This window comes from Pseudoalteromonas sp. C12FD-1 (assembly GCF_037414265.1).
Classification (GTDB): Bacteria; Pseudomonadota; Gammaproteobacteria; order Enterobacterales; family Alteromonadaceae; genus Pseudoalteromonas.
This window is the reverse complement of record NZ_JBBEVD010000042.1, coordinates 1-15,819: the sequence shown is the minus strand read 5'-3', so window position 1 is coordinate 15,819 and position 15,819 is coordinate 1. Positions and strand designations below refer to the sequence as shown.

15 protein-coding genes are annotated in these 15,819 nt (G+C 41.0%); 10 read left to right on the top strand and 5 right to left on the bottom strand.

Features of this window, described 5'->3' with window-relative positions:
- Window positions 1-469: 469 nt before the first annotated feature.
- Entirely contained in the window at window positions 470-1,378 is a 909-nt protein-coding gene (locus WDB87_RS04195; protein ID WP_337849158.1) for a haloalkane dehalogenase, read from the bottom strand.
- 198 nt (window positions 1,379-1,576) lie between these two features.
- Between WDB87_RS04195 and WDB87_RS04190 the strand changes: the two genes are divergently transcribed.
- Complete coding sequence (locus WDB87_RS04190) at window positions 1,577-2,179, top strand: TetR/AcrR family transcriptional regulator (protein ID WP_337849157.1); 603 nt, start codon at window positions 1,577-1,579, stop codon at window positions 2,177-2,179.
- 113 nt (window positions 2,180-2,292) lie between these two features.
- On the opposite strand, the gene WDB87_RS04185 is transcribed toward WDB87_RS04190, so the two are convergent.
- Genes WDB87_RS04185 through WDB87_RS04175 form a run of 3 tightly spaced genes read right to left on the bottom strand, consistent with a single transcriptional unit; the run spans window position 2,293 to window position 4,369 of the window.
- Window positions 2,293-2,676, bottom strand: coding sequence for a hypothetical protein (locus tag WDB87_RS04185; protein ID WP_337849156.1), 384 nt, complete (start codon window positions 2,674-2,676; stop codon window positions 2,293-2,295).
- Between the two features lie 46 nt (window positions 2,677-2,722).
- Complete coding sequence (locus WDB87_RS04180; protein WP_337849155.1) at window positions 2,723-3,460, bottom strand: SDR family oxidoreductase; 738 nt, start codon at window positions 3,458-3,460, stop codon at window positions 2,723-2,725.
- A 39-nt stretch (window positions 3,461-3,499) separates the two neighbouring features.
- Window positions 3,500-4,369, bottom strand: a complete 870-nt coding sequence (locus WDB87_RS04175) for an SDR family oxidoreductase (RefSeq protein WP_337849154.1) — start codon at window positions 4,367-4,369, stop codon at window positions 3,500-3,502.
- Between the two features lie 509 nt (window positions 4,370-4,878).
- On the opposite strand from WDB87_RS04175, the gene WDB87_RS04170 reads away from it, so the two are divergent.
- From WDB87_RS04170 to WDB87_RS04145, 6 genes are all read left to right on the top strand, one after another.
- Window positions 4,879-5,148 carry a hypothetical protein gene (locus WDB87_RS04170; protein ID WP_337849153.1) on the top strand — a complete coding sequence of 90 codons (270 nt, stop codon included), beginning with the start codon at window positions 4,879-4,881 and terminating at the stop codon, window positions 5,146-5,148.
- 184 nt (window positions 5,149-5,332) lie between these two features.
- A complete protein-coding gene (gene gmk / locus WDB87_RS04165) occupies window positions 5,333-5,953 on the top strand; it encodes a guanylate kinase (protein ID WP_064384893.1) in 621 nt (206 codons plus the stop codon).
- A 114-nt stretch (window positions 5,954-6,067) separates the two neighbouring features.
- Window positions 6,068-6,343 (top strand): DNA-directed RNA polymerase subunit omega, encoded by a 276-nt coding sequence (rpoZ, locus tag WDB87_RS04160; protein ID WP_004588253.1) that lies wholly within the window; start codon window positions 6,068-6,070, stop codon window positions 6,341-6,343.
- Window positions 6,344-6,470: 127 nt separating this feature from the next.
- The gene (spoT, locus tag WDB87_RS04155) at window positions 6,471-8,576 is read left to right on the top strand and encodes a bifunctional GTP diphosphokinase/guanosine-3',5'-bis pyrophosphate 3'-pyrophosphohydrolase (RefSeq protein ID WP_337849152.1); all 2,106 of its coding nucleotides are present in this window, start codon (window positions 6,471-6,473) and stop codon (window positions 8,574-8,576) included.
- A 12-nt stretch (window positions 8,577-8,588) separates the two neighbouring features.
- Entirely contained in the window at window positions 8,589-8,981 is a 393-nt protein-coding gene (locus WDB87_RS04150; protein ID WP_004588255.1) for a RidA family protein, read from the top strand.
- 151 nt (window positions 8,982-9,132) lie between these two features.
- Window positions 9,133-10,740, top strand: coding sequence for a DUF342 domain-containing protein (locus tag WDB87_RS04145; protein WP_337849151.1), 1,608 nt, complete (start codon window positions 9,133-9,135; stop codon window positions 10,738-10,740).
- Between the two features lie 24 nt (window positions 10,741-10,764).
- Here the strand turns inward: WDB87_RS04145 and asnA are convergent, their stop codons facing one another.
- Entirely contained in the window at window positions 10,765-11,760 is a 996-nt protein-coding gene (asnA, locus tag WDB87_RS04140) for an aspartate--ammonia ligase (protein WP_337849150.1), read from the bottom strand.
- A 196-nt stretch (window positions 11,761-11,956) separates the two neighbouring features.
- On the opposite strand from asnA, the gene asnC reads away from it, so the two are divergent.
- Genes asnC through recG form a run of 3 tightly spaced genes read left to right on the top strand, consistent with a single transcriptional unit; the run spans window position 11,957 to window position 15,284 of the window.
- Entirely contained in the window at window positions 11,957-12,415 is a 459-nt protein-coding gene (gene asnC, locus WDB87_RS04135) for a transcriptional regulator AsnC (protein WP_004588258.1), read from the top strand.
- 40 nt (window positions 12,416-12,455) lie between these two features.
- Window positions 12,456-13,142, top strand: coding sequence for a tRNA (guanosine(18)-2'-O)-methyltransferase TrmH (trmH, locus tag WDB87_RS04130; RefSeq protein WP_337849149.1), 687 nt, complete (start codon window positions 12,456-12,458; stop codon window positions 13,140-13,142).
- A gap of 60 nt (window positions 13,143-13,202) precedes the next feature.
- Window positions 13,203-15,284 carry an ATP-dependent DNA helicase RecG gene (recG, locus tag WDB87_RS04125; RefSeq protein ID WP_337849148.1) on the top strand — a complete coding sequence of 694 codons (2,082 nt, stop codon included), beginning with the start codon at window positions 13,203-13,205 and terminating at the stop codon, window positions 15,282-15,284.
- Window positions 15,285-15,819 lie beyond the last annotated feature (535 nt).

Here is a 15,819-nt window from a genome sequence, read left to right as displayed (position 1 = left end):
AAATCTATTTTAGCCAGTACTTTGATTGAGATATATACTTTTATCTATCTAGGGGCTTTCTATGAAAGTAAGACAAATTTACACGTAAATAATTAGCCTATTGTCAGTGAGTTCATCACAGATAGCGCTGAAAATAGCCACTTGAGATAGATTTATTATTCAAGTTTTCTACCAGTATATTGAGGTGTTATACCAATCTGCTTAATTGAGCGATCAATTTTGAGGCTAGAAAAATGTGTTGATAGCTAGGCAAAAAATTAGCTATTTAGTTGTTCTAGGCAATTGCTCCTGCATTGCTCTACCTTCTGCATCCATGCAGTCGTAAATGAGAATTTTTTAACGCAGTTAGCGACACGTTTAGCCCCTCAAAATAGTTAACTATTATTGCAGATTGGTATTACTACTTTAATCATGGCACATAGGTACCGTAAAGAGAGAGGCCATTACATCAGGGTAATCTAATGCATTACTAATTATTCAGACCAAAATGAGCGAGAGCTTGCTCTGCCACTTCAACGCCGTATTCCTGAACAAAGTGGCCGGATTCGGCTATTTTCATTGGCTCAGGACAGCCTTTAATCACATTTTTTAGGGCCATCATCGCGGGTTCGCCAAGTACCACATCCTTCATGCCTATTGCCATGAAGCTATCACCCTCCCAGGTGTTCGACCAGTACTCAATAGCCCGTAGACCATACCTAACGGCATCATTGTTTGCGTCGGTAGGGATCATTTTAGGAAACTTCCTTACACCTGCTTTATAGCTGTTGTCTGGGAAAGGTGCGTCATAAGCTACAATATCCATAGGGTTTACAGCAGCCCCCGCATCACTAGCAAACAAACCACCAACCGGGATTTCTGGCACAGTGGTGCAAAAGCCAATCCACTGTTTTGCGGCTTCGGTTAGCGGCTCACCAGTTCCTATACCCGTATTCATAACGATAAGTTTTTTGAACCTGTCTTGCATATCCATAGGTAGGGTCAGCCCTAGAAAACCACCCCAATCCTGGCACACCAATACCACATTCTTGAGATCTAAATGCTCAATCAATTTAATTAGGCTGTTTCTGTGAAACTCAAAATTGTAAACAGATTCATCAACAGGCTTGTCTGAACGGCCAAACCCAAACAGATCTGGTGCAATGACGCGGTGCCCTGCTTCAGTGAAAACAGGGATCATCTTACGATAGAGGTAACTCCAGGACGGCTCGCCATGCAAACAAAGAAATGTGTACTCAGCCGACTTGTCTCCCTCGTCAATATACGCCATGCGTAGAGAATTATACCCTTCCAGATCATCCACATACTGCGGCTGGTAAGGAAACGCGGGTAATACTGAAAAACGTTCTTCTGGCGTTCTTAGTGCTTTAATCGTCATTGTTTTGTTCCTATAAATTGGTTTGCTATTCATAAAGACGTATGTACGATCACTTATATTGTGTATCGATCGTTACTTATTTAATGCGCAATTTTGTATCGATCGCTAAATAAAGTCAACAACGAAATTGACATTTTTTAGTGAGTACTACAAAATATGCATCAATAAAGATATTTATAGGTAGGAGTACCATCGGTAATGGCCGGAAGAAAAAGATCGTTTGATAGAGATATCGCCCTTGATAAGGCAATGCGTTTATTTTGGAACAACGGCTTTACAGCGACATCTGTTTCGAATCTAACATCAGAGTTAGGCATTAATACACCCAGCTTATATGCCGCTTTTGGTAATAAAGAGCAGCTATTCAAAGAAGTGATCGCGCATTACATCGCAAAACACACTGAACCGTGTTATCGACATATCACTGAGCCTTCTGACCTCCCTTTTGTAGAAAAGCTACGAGCGTGTTTCTATGAGCTGATTCAAGAGTTTTCAGATGCTGATACCCCGCTAGGATGCTTATTAGTAAAAAGCGTGAATGAATCTGACAGCGTAGCCTTTCCTGAAGAAGCAACGGCATACATCAAACAATTTGGGCTTAAAACCCTACACATGATCACTACCTTGATTGAGTCTGAGGGGGTAATAACCGAGTCTGCAACGGCAGAACTGCAGGCAAAATACCTATTGTCGGTTCTTTATGGCCTTTCGACTCAGGTTCGGGCGGGAGAGTCACGACAGGTTGCAGAATCGATCATGGACTATGCACTCAATACGCTACAGGCCAATGACGCAAGCTAGCTAATATGGGCTAATAAAGGTCAATGATATCGACAAATACAGTGAGGGGTACCCCTCACTGTATTAGCTACAGCTATTTTACGGGAGATCACCACGATGCATAGGGGATACTGTTAAGAATTAGACTTGCCAATAATTAGAGAAAATATGGGGATACCTGTTCCTTTGGCACTTCCTAGTATATAGATGGCAGCGATAATTAAGTCCATAACTGCTATTGGGATAAACAATGTCGGTGCCATACCTGACGATGCTGCGTAGGTGACAACAACAAAACCGAAAAGTCGTACAAGACCGTTCCAGACAATAATCGGAGCTCGTCTGGGTAAATCCGAAACAGCCCAAAGAAGTGCTGCACCGATACAAATCAGGAAAGATGCAAGTACAAGCGTGATAATGAATGAGCTAGCCTTAGGAGAAAGAAGCTCAGGAATCATGATCCCAAATGCGATCGGGAAATTAAACAGTGCTGTAATTTGAACGAATTTCTTAAACATTTCTATACCTAAATTCAAAGACGTGGTTTATGACGTGCTTTTGTTGTTATCCAGCAAAGTCTTGCATGATGACGTTGTCAGCGTAAGATTGAAATCCTACTTCTATTTGTTTTGCAACAGCATCTGGGAATACGTGAAACTCACCTTTATCCAACGCTGCAAGAATGCCAACTGGCACGACTTGTGGGGACGATGCAATATCGCTAAAACCAGTAAGATCCGCCATATCTGTTGCAACCACACCAGGGTGAACACTGAGCACACTCACATTATGTGGCTTAAAATGATAACGTAAACCTTGAGTCACAGAATAAGATGCCGCTTTTGATGTGCAGTATGTTGACATATCCAAATAGTTTTTGAGTGAAGCGACCGAATTTAATTGCACCAGTGCACCTTGATTTGCAATCAATGTTGCCTCAAATGCTTTAGCGACGCGCATCAGCCCGTACACATTCACTTCAATCTCTTCTTTCAATGTGTCGAGAGCATTATCCGCTAAAGGCGACACTGTCGAAATAATTCCAGCATTGTTGATAACAACATCAACATCTGTTGCTTTTTTGGCGGCTGCTAGAATAGACATTTCATCGGTGATATCGACTTGCATCGTCTCTACTTTTTCGCCATACCGCTCTTCTAAAGCCTTAGTTGAATTTGGATTGCGAACCGCCAAGTACACTTTCTGTGCGCCTTGATCAATAAAGTGCTCAGTGATGCTTTTACCAATACCTCGGTTTGCACCAGTGATAAACACGACTTTATTTAATATGTTGAACGACATTCACTTATACCTTTTATTTACGTTAAGACAATGAGAGCACTAACCTTTAACTTTTGTTTCTAACATGAAATCCAATTGAAAGTCGGTGATTACTTGATCTTGAAGTGGCTGGAAGAAATCATTGATTTTATCCACGTTGTTCACTAGGCCAATGGCAGTGCGCGTTGGACGTGTACCGTGCTCCATATCAACCAAATTTAAGTAGCCATCAACCACGTGTTGTGGATCGGTTTTAGGGTCTTGCAAAACTTGATCGAAAGAGCCAATCATGTTGTCTATGATCGCTTTTAGCTGTGGGTTTTCTGCAACCACTTGCGCGTGAGCTTCTGGTTTAAATGAGCCGGCTAAATTAGTACCTGATGGGCCTGGTTCAACAATCACTACCTCAACACCACTTGGCGCTAGTTCAAATTTCAGGCTCTGAGAGTACGCTTCTACTGCCGCTTTACTCGCGCTATAAGTACCCGTAAACGGCCATGATACGCGACCAACAACAGACGTGGTATTGATGATGAGGCCTTTGCCTGCTTTACGCATATGTGGTGCAACAGCTTGTACAGTGCGGATAACGCCGTAGAAATTGGTGTCCATCAATTGCTGTGCCTGCTCAACACTAAATGCTTCTGTTACGCCCATGTGCATAATACCCGCATTGTTGAGAAGCACATCAATCGCTTGTTCTTTTTGCATGATTTGTGCAATTGCTGCATTGACTGAGTCTTCACTTGACACATCCATATCAACCACAACGATATTTTCTGAGTAAGATTGCAGCTCACTCTTTACTTCTAGGTTTTTACTGTCTGCATTGCGCATTGCTGCGTAAACTTTGTGCCCTTTATCAGCAAACTGCTTTGCGGACATTTTACCAAAACCACTGCTACTACCTGTAATTACTACTGTTTTCATGTTGTTACCTTTATAAGTTGCTGTTTAGTGAGTCATCGTTCTTTATTACTCATTTTGCAGAGCTGAATAGACATCGAGTGAATGACTCAATTCTATATCGATCGATATAAATTCATGGGTGGATTTTGTATCGATCAATACACAATGTCAATACTCAAATCAAATTTTTTAGTGATTGATAAAGTTGATAGGTTTATATTTTTTAGCTATCGCTAAGAGTTAAGTTGAAAAAATGCACCGATCGTTACGGAATTAAATTTAACAGCTTCATGTATTTGAACTATTTTTACTAAGATAAGAAGGTATCTAAGAGGTTTGTACAGATTACTGCCATTTTCAATTTTCCTATTGCTATAGGCATCATGATTCCTGAGCTTATTTCTCCCAATCCCAGTTCATTTATTATCACACTTGTGCTCGCTTCATTCTTAATATGTATCAGGGCTACATTACTTTGGGCAGTATCAGACTTACCTATACGTGCTCCCATTATTGTTTGAAATGGTCTTGTGAGATTCTTTGGCTTCTTTGTTGCTACCTATGCCGCAATGCTGGGCATGGCTCCTACCGCATTTATCTGGATTTCATTGATGGGCTTAGTTGTCGTTTTCATCTATATATTAGGAAGCTCAAAAAAGACAGGAATACCAATTAAGGCATTAATTTTAGGGAAGTCTGCCATTAAGGCCTCTAAACGACTTTTTAAAATTATAAAGTTTGAAAAAACCGCTGTTATTTTAACTTTGGTTGCTCTCAACTTATTTAAAAGTAAGCTTTAAATCGAGGTGTATAAGCAAAAACTTATATTACTCCATGTCTCTACTATTTAAATTTGCAACATTGAGTAACCGTACTTGTGTGCTTATTACTTGAGCGCAATTAGTTAAATAAAGTACAATAGCGTAATTAAAGGCTTGGATTATTGATTTAGTCCAAGCCTGTTTATTTTAAGTAGAGAAAAACATGGCTCAAACTCGCGGAAACTTATTTATTTTATCGGCGCCTTCAGGCGCGGGTAAATCTAGCTTAATCACGGCGTTACTAAAAAAACATGCAGATATGAAAGTATCGGTCTCGCATACCACCCGAAGCCCTCGCCCTGGTGAAGAAAATGCGGTGCATTATCACTTTGTAAGCGCCGATGAATTTAAAGCATTAATTGCAAAAGATGATTTTTTTGAATGGGCGCAAGTATTTGATAATTACTACGGTACTTCAAAGCAGGCTATTGAGTCGCAGCTGAATGCCGGTATTGATGTATTTTTAGATATTGACTGGCAAGGTGCGCAGCAAGTGCGCGAAATTATGCCAAGCGTGCAAACAATTTTTATTTTGCCTCCTTCTAAAGCAGAGCTTGAGCAGCGCTTAAATAACCGGGGCCAAGATTCTGCCGAAGTAATCGCTGGTCGTATGGCCAAAGCGCAATCAGAAACATCGCACTACAATGAATATGATTATGTTGTGGTTAACGATGATTTTGAAACCGCGCTTAGCAATATTGAAACTATCGTATTAGCGCAGCGCTTAACCTTAAAGGCACAAGCTAGTCGTCATCACGATTTAATTACAAACTTACTTAAATAAGCCATTTATGCCCTTTAGAGGGAAAACTGGTAAAAATTAACCACTGGCTATTGGCGAAACAAGCTGCTTGCAGTAAACTACGCCTTTGCTTTTAAATTATTTTGGAGTGCTGAGATGGCTCGCGTAACAGTTGAAGATGCAGTAGATGCAATTGGTAATCGTTTTGACTTAATTTTAGTTGCGGCTCGTCGTGCCCGCCAAATTGCTGTTGGTGGTAAAGACCCACTAGTAGACGCTGAAAATGACAAACCAACCGTTATCGCTCTACGTGAAATCGAAAAAGGTTTAGTTGATAGTTCATCAATGGACGTTATTGACCGTGAAGAACAACAACACCAAGAAGCAGCTGAATTAGCTGCAGTTGCTGCTATTGTTGGCGGTAATCAATAATCAACCGCCCGGTTTGATTTAGTCAACGGCTCAGTATTTCTACTCTAGCCGTTGGCAATCCCCTCTTTTCATCGTATATTCTATTACTTACCCTTACTTATTGCTTCACGAGAACATTGGAGTGTGAATGTATCTTTTTGAAGGTCTTAAAAAGAAAATATCAGAATACTTGCCTGCTGCTGAAGTAGAGCTAGTGCAAAAAGCCTACGTGGTAGCCCGAGAGGCTCACGAGGGGCAAACTCGCTCAAGTGGCGAGCCGTACATTACTCACCCTGTTGAAGTAACCCAAATTCTTGCTGGCATGCACCTTGACCATGAAACACTGATGGCCGCGCTAATGCATGACGTTATTGAAGATACCGACTTTAGCCAACAGGACTTAGCCGAAATATTTGGCGATACGGTTGCCGAACTTGTTGAAGGGGTAAGTAAACTCGATAAACTCAGCTTTAAAGACAAAAAAGAATTCCAAGCTGAGAACTACCGAAAAATGATCATGGCGATGACCCAAGATATTCGGGTTATTTTAATTAAACTGGCCGATCGTACTCACAATATGCGTACATTAGGCGCCCTGCGCCCTGATAAACGACGCCGCATTGCCCGTGAAACACTTGAAATATACGCACCTATTGCAAACCGTTTAGGTATTCACGATATTAAAAATGAGCTAGAAGATTTAGGTTTTCAGGCTTTATATCCTATGCGTCATCGTGCACTTAAATCTGAAGTGGCAAAAGCACGAGGTAATCGCAAAGAAGTTATTTCTAATATTCAAACCGAAATAGAAGCACGCCTTGAAGAGTCTGGTATTAAGGCTACGGTTTCTGGGCGCGAAAAACACCTTTATAGCATTTATAAAAAAATGTTGAATAAAGAGCTGCTTTTTAATGAGGTAATGGATATTTACGCCTTTAGAATAAACGTAGATGCAATGGATACCTGTTATCGCGTATTAGGTGTTGCACATAACCTGTATAAGCCTATCGAAACGCGTTTTAAAGATTATATTGCTGTACCTAAAACAAATGGCTATCAGTCTTTGCATACGTCATTAGTGGGCCCACACGGTATTCCGGTAGAGATCCAAGTACGTACCCACGACATGGATCATATGGCCGATAAAGGGGTTGCTGCGCACTGGATGTATAAAAAAGCTGGTGATGGCGCGGGTAACACAGCTCAACAGCGCGCGCGTCAATGGATGCAAAGCTTACTGGAGCTTCAACAAAGTGCGGGTTCATCATTCGAATTTGTTGAGAACGTAAAAACTGAGTTATTCCCTGAAGAAATATACGTATTTACCCCCGATGGCCGCATTGTAGAGTTGCCAATGGGCGCTACAGCGGTTGATTTTGCTTACGCGGTACATACTGATGTAGGTAATACTTGTGTAGGTGCAAGAGTAAACCGAAAACCTTACCCGCTAAGCAAAGCCTTAGATACTGGGCAAAGTGTTGAAATTATTACTAGCTCGGGTGCACATCCTAATGCAACGTGGTTAAACTTTATAGTTACAGGTAAAGCCCGTTTAGGGATAAGAAACTACCTTAAGAGCCAACACCAAGAAGAAGCATTATTATTAGGCCGCCGCTTACTCGATTCTGCCTTGGGTGAAAATAAGCTCGACAGCATTGCCGATGAAAACATAGCCCGCGTACTCGAAGAGCACGAACTATCTACAGTATTAGAATTACTGGTAGAAATAGGCGCAGGTAACTTAATGAGCGTGTTAATCGCTAAACGCTTATTGCAAGAAGAAAGCGACGACTTGTCAGATATTAGCAAACAAGCCAAGGCAACCATTATTGGTACCGAAGGCATGTTGGTTAATTATTCTAAGTGTTGCCGACCTGTACCAGGGGATGCCATTACTGCGCATATTAGCCAAGGTAAAGGGCTTACGGTTCATCGCCAAGAATGTAAAAATATACGCGGCTGGGAAAATGAACGTTCAAAATACTTAGTTGTAAAATGGGATGACAATCCAGAAAAAGAGTATATAGCTGCGCTACGAGTGGAAATAATTAACCACCAAGGGGCTTTGGCTAAACTCACAAATGTTGTTGCTACAACCCAAGCCAACATTGTTGAGATCACTACCGACGAAAAAGAAAGTAATTTATATGTGATAGACTTGGGCGTTACCGTTAAAAACCGCATCCATGTTGCTAATATTATGCGCCGCATTCGCGTGATGCCTGATGTGCAAAGAGTCTATCGTAAAAAGTAAAATAGGAAACTCATGAATAAAGCATTTATTTCTACCGAAAAAGCACCTGCTGCTATCGGCACTTATAGCCAAGCGGTTAAAGTAGGTACTGCCGTTTATTTATCTGGACAAATTCCACTTGTACCAGAAACAATGGAAATGGTTTCAGAAGACTTTAGCGAGCAAACACATCAAGTATTTAAAAACATTACAGCGGTGTGCGAAGAAGCAGGCGGCAAAATCCAAGATCTTGTTAAAATTAATATCTACCTAACAGACTTATCAAACTTTGCCACTGTGAATGAAGTAATGAGCCAATATTTCAAGCAGCCTTATCCTGCACGTGCAGCATTAGGTGTACGTGCTCTACCAAAAGGCGCACAAGTTGAAATTGACGGCATTATGGAGCTTCCTTCAACTAATTAATAAATACAGAGCTATAAACCCCCTTTATAGCTCTATTTTTCACTGCTAGCCTTTGTTTATCTCCCTTTCTTGACTCACATGTAAATATCTAGCACTCTGTAATCATGCAATAAAATCAATCTTAACTTTAGTAGTAGAAAAGGATTAACTAGTGTTTAAGCTTGCCAATAATGGGAACGTATTACTAGATGTAAGTAAGCACGCTCCACCTAGCGCCGCTTTTATAATTGATGCACTTGAGAAGTCGACGTTTTGCGAATGCAAAATTGACCACGAGGCTATTGATAATTTTTTTAAAGCGCAAAATAATGAGCCAACTTTGGTTGTAGCAAGTAAGCACGATGCATCGCTTGTGGTAACGTTAAGTGAAGATAAAATGCAAGCCATAGGTGAGCTTACCTTAGCTTATGGTGGTAAAGTACTTTCGTTAGAAGAGGGTAAAAAACAACTCGTAAAAGCAGGTGTTGTACGTGGTTACAAACAAGCTTTTTTAGAGCAGCTTTTAGATAAACAATTTAACTTACCTCCAGGTACAGTGGCAAAAGGAATTCTAGCCAAAGGCCGGCTACCAGCCGAAGGCACAGCAACAAAATTTGTCGCTATGGTAGAAACCCTCAAAGACCGCCTAAAAGCACCAAAAATGAAGGAAGATGGCAGTGTTGATATGCGCGACTTTGGTAAACTGGCAAGCGTAGAGCCTGGCACTGTTCTGATTCGCCAGCAACCTGCTACCCCAGGTAAAGAAGGATTCACTGTAGTAGGTGACATACTACCCGCCAAACCTGGTGAAAATAAAAAGTTAGTGGCAGGCGAAGGCGCCGAAATATCAAAAACAAATCCACTCGAGCTTGTTTCTACAACAGCGGGGGTCCCAGTAGAAATACCTAACGGTATGCGAGTTGATGATATTTTTACCATTTCTGATGTAGATGTTAAAAGTGGCCATATTGATTTCGAAGGCAGTGTAATAGTGACTAAAAACATTGACCCAGGCATGCGAGTCACCGCAAAAGGCGACATTACTGTTTTTGGCACAGTTGAATCTGGCGAATTATCAGCCGGCGGAAACATCACTGTAAAACAAGGAATTATTGGCCATCAAAAGAGCGAAGATAAAACACTATCGTGCTCTATAAAAAGTGAAGGTGATGTTCATGTATCCCATGCACAGTATTGTTATATTCAAGGTAAAAACATTTTTATAGACCGCCAAGCCAGCCATTGTGCCATTAAAGCAAAACACTTATTACAAGTTGGTCAAACAGAGTTACCGAAAGGAAAAATTTTTGGTGGAGAGATTCTCGATGCAACTGTATTAATTGCTGGCGAAATAGGCAATGAATCAGGCGCTAAAATGGCTATCAATTTAGCCGCATCCGGCGCTGAAATAACCGCCGACACGGATAACTGCTTTAAAGACTTAGCAAAAACCGATGAACAGCTTGATACCCTTCAAGCAGCACTAGAAAAAGCAGATAAAGTAAAAGATTTAGAAAAGAAGAATCTGCTCATTAAAAAAATTGGCGCAACACAGCAGCATTACTGCCAACAAGCAGAGCAGCTAGAAAAAAAGCTGTCTAGCCTAGATCATGAACTACACGACCTACTTAGCGATGCAAACCTTGTTGTTAATACATCATTACACTCAGGGGTAGAGATCCATATTTTTGATAAAGTATTAAAAACTACCCGCAACTACCCGCCTTGCAATATAAACTTACAAAACAATAAAGTAGAAATACACTTTAAAACACATTAGGGCGCATTTAGCGCCCTTTATAATTTACAGTAAGCCACTTACCGTATCGTGCGTTTGCTTTGGCCATACACCTACTTGCACTTGTCCAATATGCTGCTTTTGCAGTAATAACATTGCTAAGCGCGATTGCCCTATTCCGCCGCCAATTGTTTGTGGAAATGCCTCTTCTAATAACGCTTTATGCCAATCGAATGCTAAGCGTTCTTCATCGCCTGTGATGCTCAATTGCGCTTTTAATACATCAGGGCTTACACGAATACCCATAGATGATATTTCAAAGGCATCTTCTAACACGGGGTTCCACACTAAAATATCGCCATTTAATCCTGTGTATCCGTCAACCGTTTGGGTAGACCAATCATCGTAATCTGGAGCGCGTACATCATGGATTTTGCCATCACCTAGCGCACCACCAATACCAATTAAAAATACCGCGCCGTACTCTTGTGCAATGGCTTTTTCGCGTTGCTTTGCGCTAAAGTCGGGGTACATTTTACGTAACTGCTCACTGTGAATAAAGGTAATTTCACTGGGTAAAAATGGGGCTATACCAAAGCTTTCACTTACAAACTGCTCTGTTTGCTTAATGCCAGAGTAAATGGCTTTAACTGTATTTTGTAATGTAGAGAGCGTACGTTCAGTACGTTGACAAATTACCTTCTCCCAATCCCATTGATCAACATAAACAGAGTGTATTGGGCTTAAAGAGTCTTCATCTGGGCGTAACGCTTTCATTTGCGTATAAATACCTTCACCTACAGAAAAGCCGTAAGTCGCGAGCGTTTTACGTTTCCATTTAGCAAGCGAATGAACAACTTCATAGCTGCTATCGGTAATTGCTTTTACATTAACAGCAACTGCATTTTCGTGGCCGCTCAGGTTATCTTGTGTGCCATCACCCACTTTAGCCAAAATAGGTGCCTGAACTTCAACTAATCCTAATTGCTGCTCTAATTGCTGTGAAAAAAAATGCTTAACTTTACTTATTTGCTGCTGTTGCTGCACATAGTGTGAACTCATAATAATTGGCCTCATTCCCAGTTATTGTTACTTGCTTATTAATGAAAAAACACCCTGCGGGCGTCTTTAATGAGGTTACTGTAACGATTTAAACTTTTAATTCAATAACCAACAATAAAAATAGCTTTAATATGCAAAATAGATTAATTTACAGGGTATAAAAATGTAGATTCACTAATTTAAGTAAGAAAAAATAATGGAAAATTATCAAATCGATAATCTCGATAAACAGATACTTCACGCTCTAATGGCCAACGCCCGTACAGCCTACGCAGAATTAGCTAAACGGTTTGCTGTAAGTGCCGGCACAATTCACGTACGCGTAGAAAAAATGAAACAAGCAGGCATCATTACCGGTACCCAATTAAGCATTAGCACAAAGCAACTTGGTTACGATGTATGCTGCTTTATTGGTATAAACTTAAATAACGCACGCGACTACCCAGAAACACTGATTAAGCTAGAAGCTTTAGAAGAAGTGGTTGAAGCTTATTACACCACGGGTAACTACAGCATTTTTATAAAGGTAATGGCCAAGTCTATCGACCATTTGCAAGACGTGCTCATTAATAAAATACAAGCTATAGAGGCGATTCAATCAACAGAGACCCTAATCTCTTTGCAAAACCCAATTAGCCGCACAGTAATGCCTTAGTAGATAAAATTACGTATAATTATCAAAAAAGAGGATCACCATGCAGCAAAATCGCTACCAACGAATAAAAGACGTACTATCTCGTCGCCAAACAGACTTAACGGTCTGCCTAGAAGACGTACATAAACATCATAATCTCTCAGCTATTGTAAGAAGTGCTGATGCAGTAGGTTGCCATCATGTGCATGCTGTATGGCCAGAAAATCAAAAATGGCTGACCAATAATACCTCTGGCGGCAGTAAAAACTGGCTAGAAACACACCTGCATAAAAATATTGATGATGCTGCTGCAATGATGCGAAAGCACAATCCCGATGTACAAATATTAGCAACACACTTGAGCGAAGATGCTGTAGATTTTAGAGAAATAGATTACACAAAACCCACCGCTATCATCGTTGGCCAAGAAAAAACGGGAATTTCTGAACACGCACTAAAGCACGCCGATCAAAATATTATTATTCCTATGCAAGGCATGGTGCAATCACTTAATGTATCAGTAGCTGCTGCACTTATTTTATTTGAAGCACAGCATCAACGAGAAAAAGCAGGGCTATATAAGCGCGATATGCTAAGTGAGGAAATAAAACACCCTATGTATTTTGAAGGGTATCACCCAGTTATTGCGAAACAATGTAGATTAAAAAACCTACCTTACCCACCACTCGATGAAGAAGGTGAAATAGTCGCTAATGAGCAGTTTTGGCACGCTTTAAAACATGCTTGATGCTTAGCAAACCTGTGAGTACACTTAACTCATTCACAAATAAACAAATTTGAGTCTACATTGTCTAAACCTAGCTTAAGCCAATACCCTATTACAGAACTGAAAGGGGTAGGTCCCAAAATGGCCGAGCGCCTACAAAAGTTAGGTATAGCTACCGTGCAAGATATGCTCTTTCATTTGCCTTTACGCTATGAAGATCGCACCCGTATTTATGCTATTAATGATGTTACTTTACACAGCCACTGCACTGTTGAGGCGACAATAGAAACAAGCCAAGTGACCTTTGGTAAACGTCGTATGCTCGTTGTGCAAATAAACGATGGTACAGGTAGACTTACTTTACGGTTTTTTAGTTTTACTGCTGCGCAAAAAAATGCGTTTAGTAGTGGGAAGGTAATTCGCTGCTTTGGCGAAATTAGGCGTGGCCGTGTTGGCTTTGAAATGAGCCATCCAGAATATAGTATTAGCGACACACCCAATGAGCAGCCAACAGCAACAACACTCACACCTGTTTATTCAACAACCGAAGGGCTAAAGCAATTATCAATTAGAGGCTTAAGCGAGCAAGCAATAAACTTACTGCACAAATATTCAGTAGAAGAGCTTATTCCTGAAAAGTGGCAACCTTCACATATGCAACTTTCTGACGCTTTACTGTTACTTCATCGCCCACCTAATGACGTAGATGTAATTTCACTTGAGCAAGGTACTCACCCTGCGCAGCAGCGCTTAGTGTTTGAAGAACTACTTGCACAAAACCTAAGCTTATTAAAGGTACGCGAGCAAGGACAACAAGTAAGTGCAGTTTCCCTAAGCCCTACAAATACATTAGAGAGCGAATTTTTAGCACAACTCCCTTTTGCGCCAACCAATGCACAAAATAGAGTGGTAGCCGAAATAAAAGGGGACTTACAACATACCTATCCCATGATGCGATTAGTGCAAGGTGATGTAGGCTCAGGTAAAACTCTTGTAGCAGCATTAAGCGCGTTAACAGCAATAGCACAAGGTTTTCAAGCTGCCCTAATGGCACCTACAGAAATCCTCTCTGAGCAACATGGTATTAATTTCAAACATTGGTTTGAAGCACTAGGGATTAATGTAGCCTGGCTTGGTGGTAAAACAAAAGGTAAAGAGCGCATTACTACGCTTGAAAAAATAGCCTCAGGAGAGGCGCAAATGATAGTAGGTACACACGCTTTATTTCAAGATGAAGTAAAGTTCAATAACCTTGTGCTTATCATCATTGATGAACAACACCGTTTTGGTGTTCATCAACGGCTCTCACTGCGTGAAAAAGGGAAATTTGGTCAGTGCTACCCTCATCAGCTAGTTATGACTGCAACCCCCATTCCGCGCACATTAGCTATGACGGCTTATGCCGATTTAGAAACCTCAGTGATAGATGAGTTACCACCTGGGCGCACACCTATAACCACTGTGGCCATTCCTGATACACGCCGAGACGATATAATAAACCGCGTTAAACTTGCCTGTAATGAACAAGGCAGGCAAGTTTATTGGGTATGTACCCTCATTGACGAATCAGAGGCCTTACAATGCCAAGCAGCAGAAGACAGCGCATTACAATTAAAAGAGGCATTACCAGAGCTTAATGTCGGATTAGTTCATGGCCGCATGAAAGCCGCTGAGAAACAAGCAATCATGAGCGACTTTAAAGCAGGCAATATTCACGTACTTGTTGCAACAACAGTAATAGAAGTAGGTGTAGACGTACCCAATGCCAGTTTAATTATCATAGAGAACCCTGAGCGCTTAGGCTTAGCACAATTACATCAATTACGCGGGCGCGTAGGACGAGGAGCAACCGCTTCGCATTGCGTACTGTTATATCACGCCCCTCTTTCTCACACCGCTCAAAAACGTTTAGGTGTATTAAGAGATAGTAATGATGGCTTTGTCATCGCAGAGCGAGATTTAGAAATACGTGGTCCAGGTGAAGTGCTCGGCACTAAACAAACTGGATTAGCAGAATTTAAAATAGCGGATCTTACTCGAGATAAACACACACTAAATCAAGTCAGACCTATTGCACAGCAAATGCTAAAACAAAACCCCGACCTTATAGACCCTTTAATTCATCGCTGGTTAGGTAATAAATCTAATTACGCTCAGGCGTAATTATTCTAAATACTTACGATTTGTCTTTAGCTTGTTCTACTAATGTTAAAAGATTCCCTAAATACCTGCGAAATAGCTATCTGATTGACTTACTCTATCCGCGTGTTTAGATTGACGTGTATTGTGTGTGCGCATTTCATTTTTCTGCAGAGGTAACAAACCGACTATTTCTAATCGGGCTTTCTTGTATTGGGAGCCTGGCGATGTCCTAGTGCCCACAGAGGTGGAGAGTTACATAGCAAAGTACTCTTAATGTTTTTAATGGGATTCACTGGGCACTGAGGTGGTCGTCGCGTTCTTTTTCCCGTGGGTTTCGTGATACTCAACCCACGCTACGAAGTACAGGTTGACGCTGCGCAGCTGATAGCTGACGGCTGATAGCTAATATTTTCACTTTCTTACAGACGTAAAAAAGCCGCTTCATTTCTGAAGCGGCTTTCTCGTATTTGGAGCCTGGCAATGTCCTACTTTCACAGTAAGCGTCTAGCTAACGACACCCAGCTTGTTTAATGTTCCAAGGTAACAGCGATTCAAG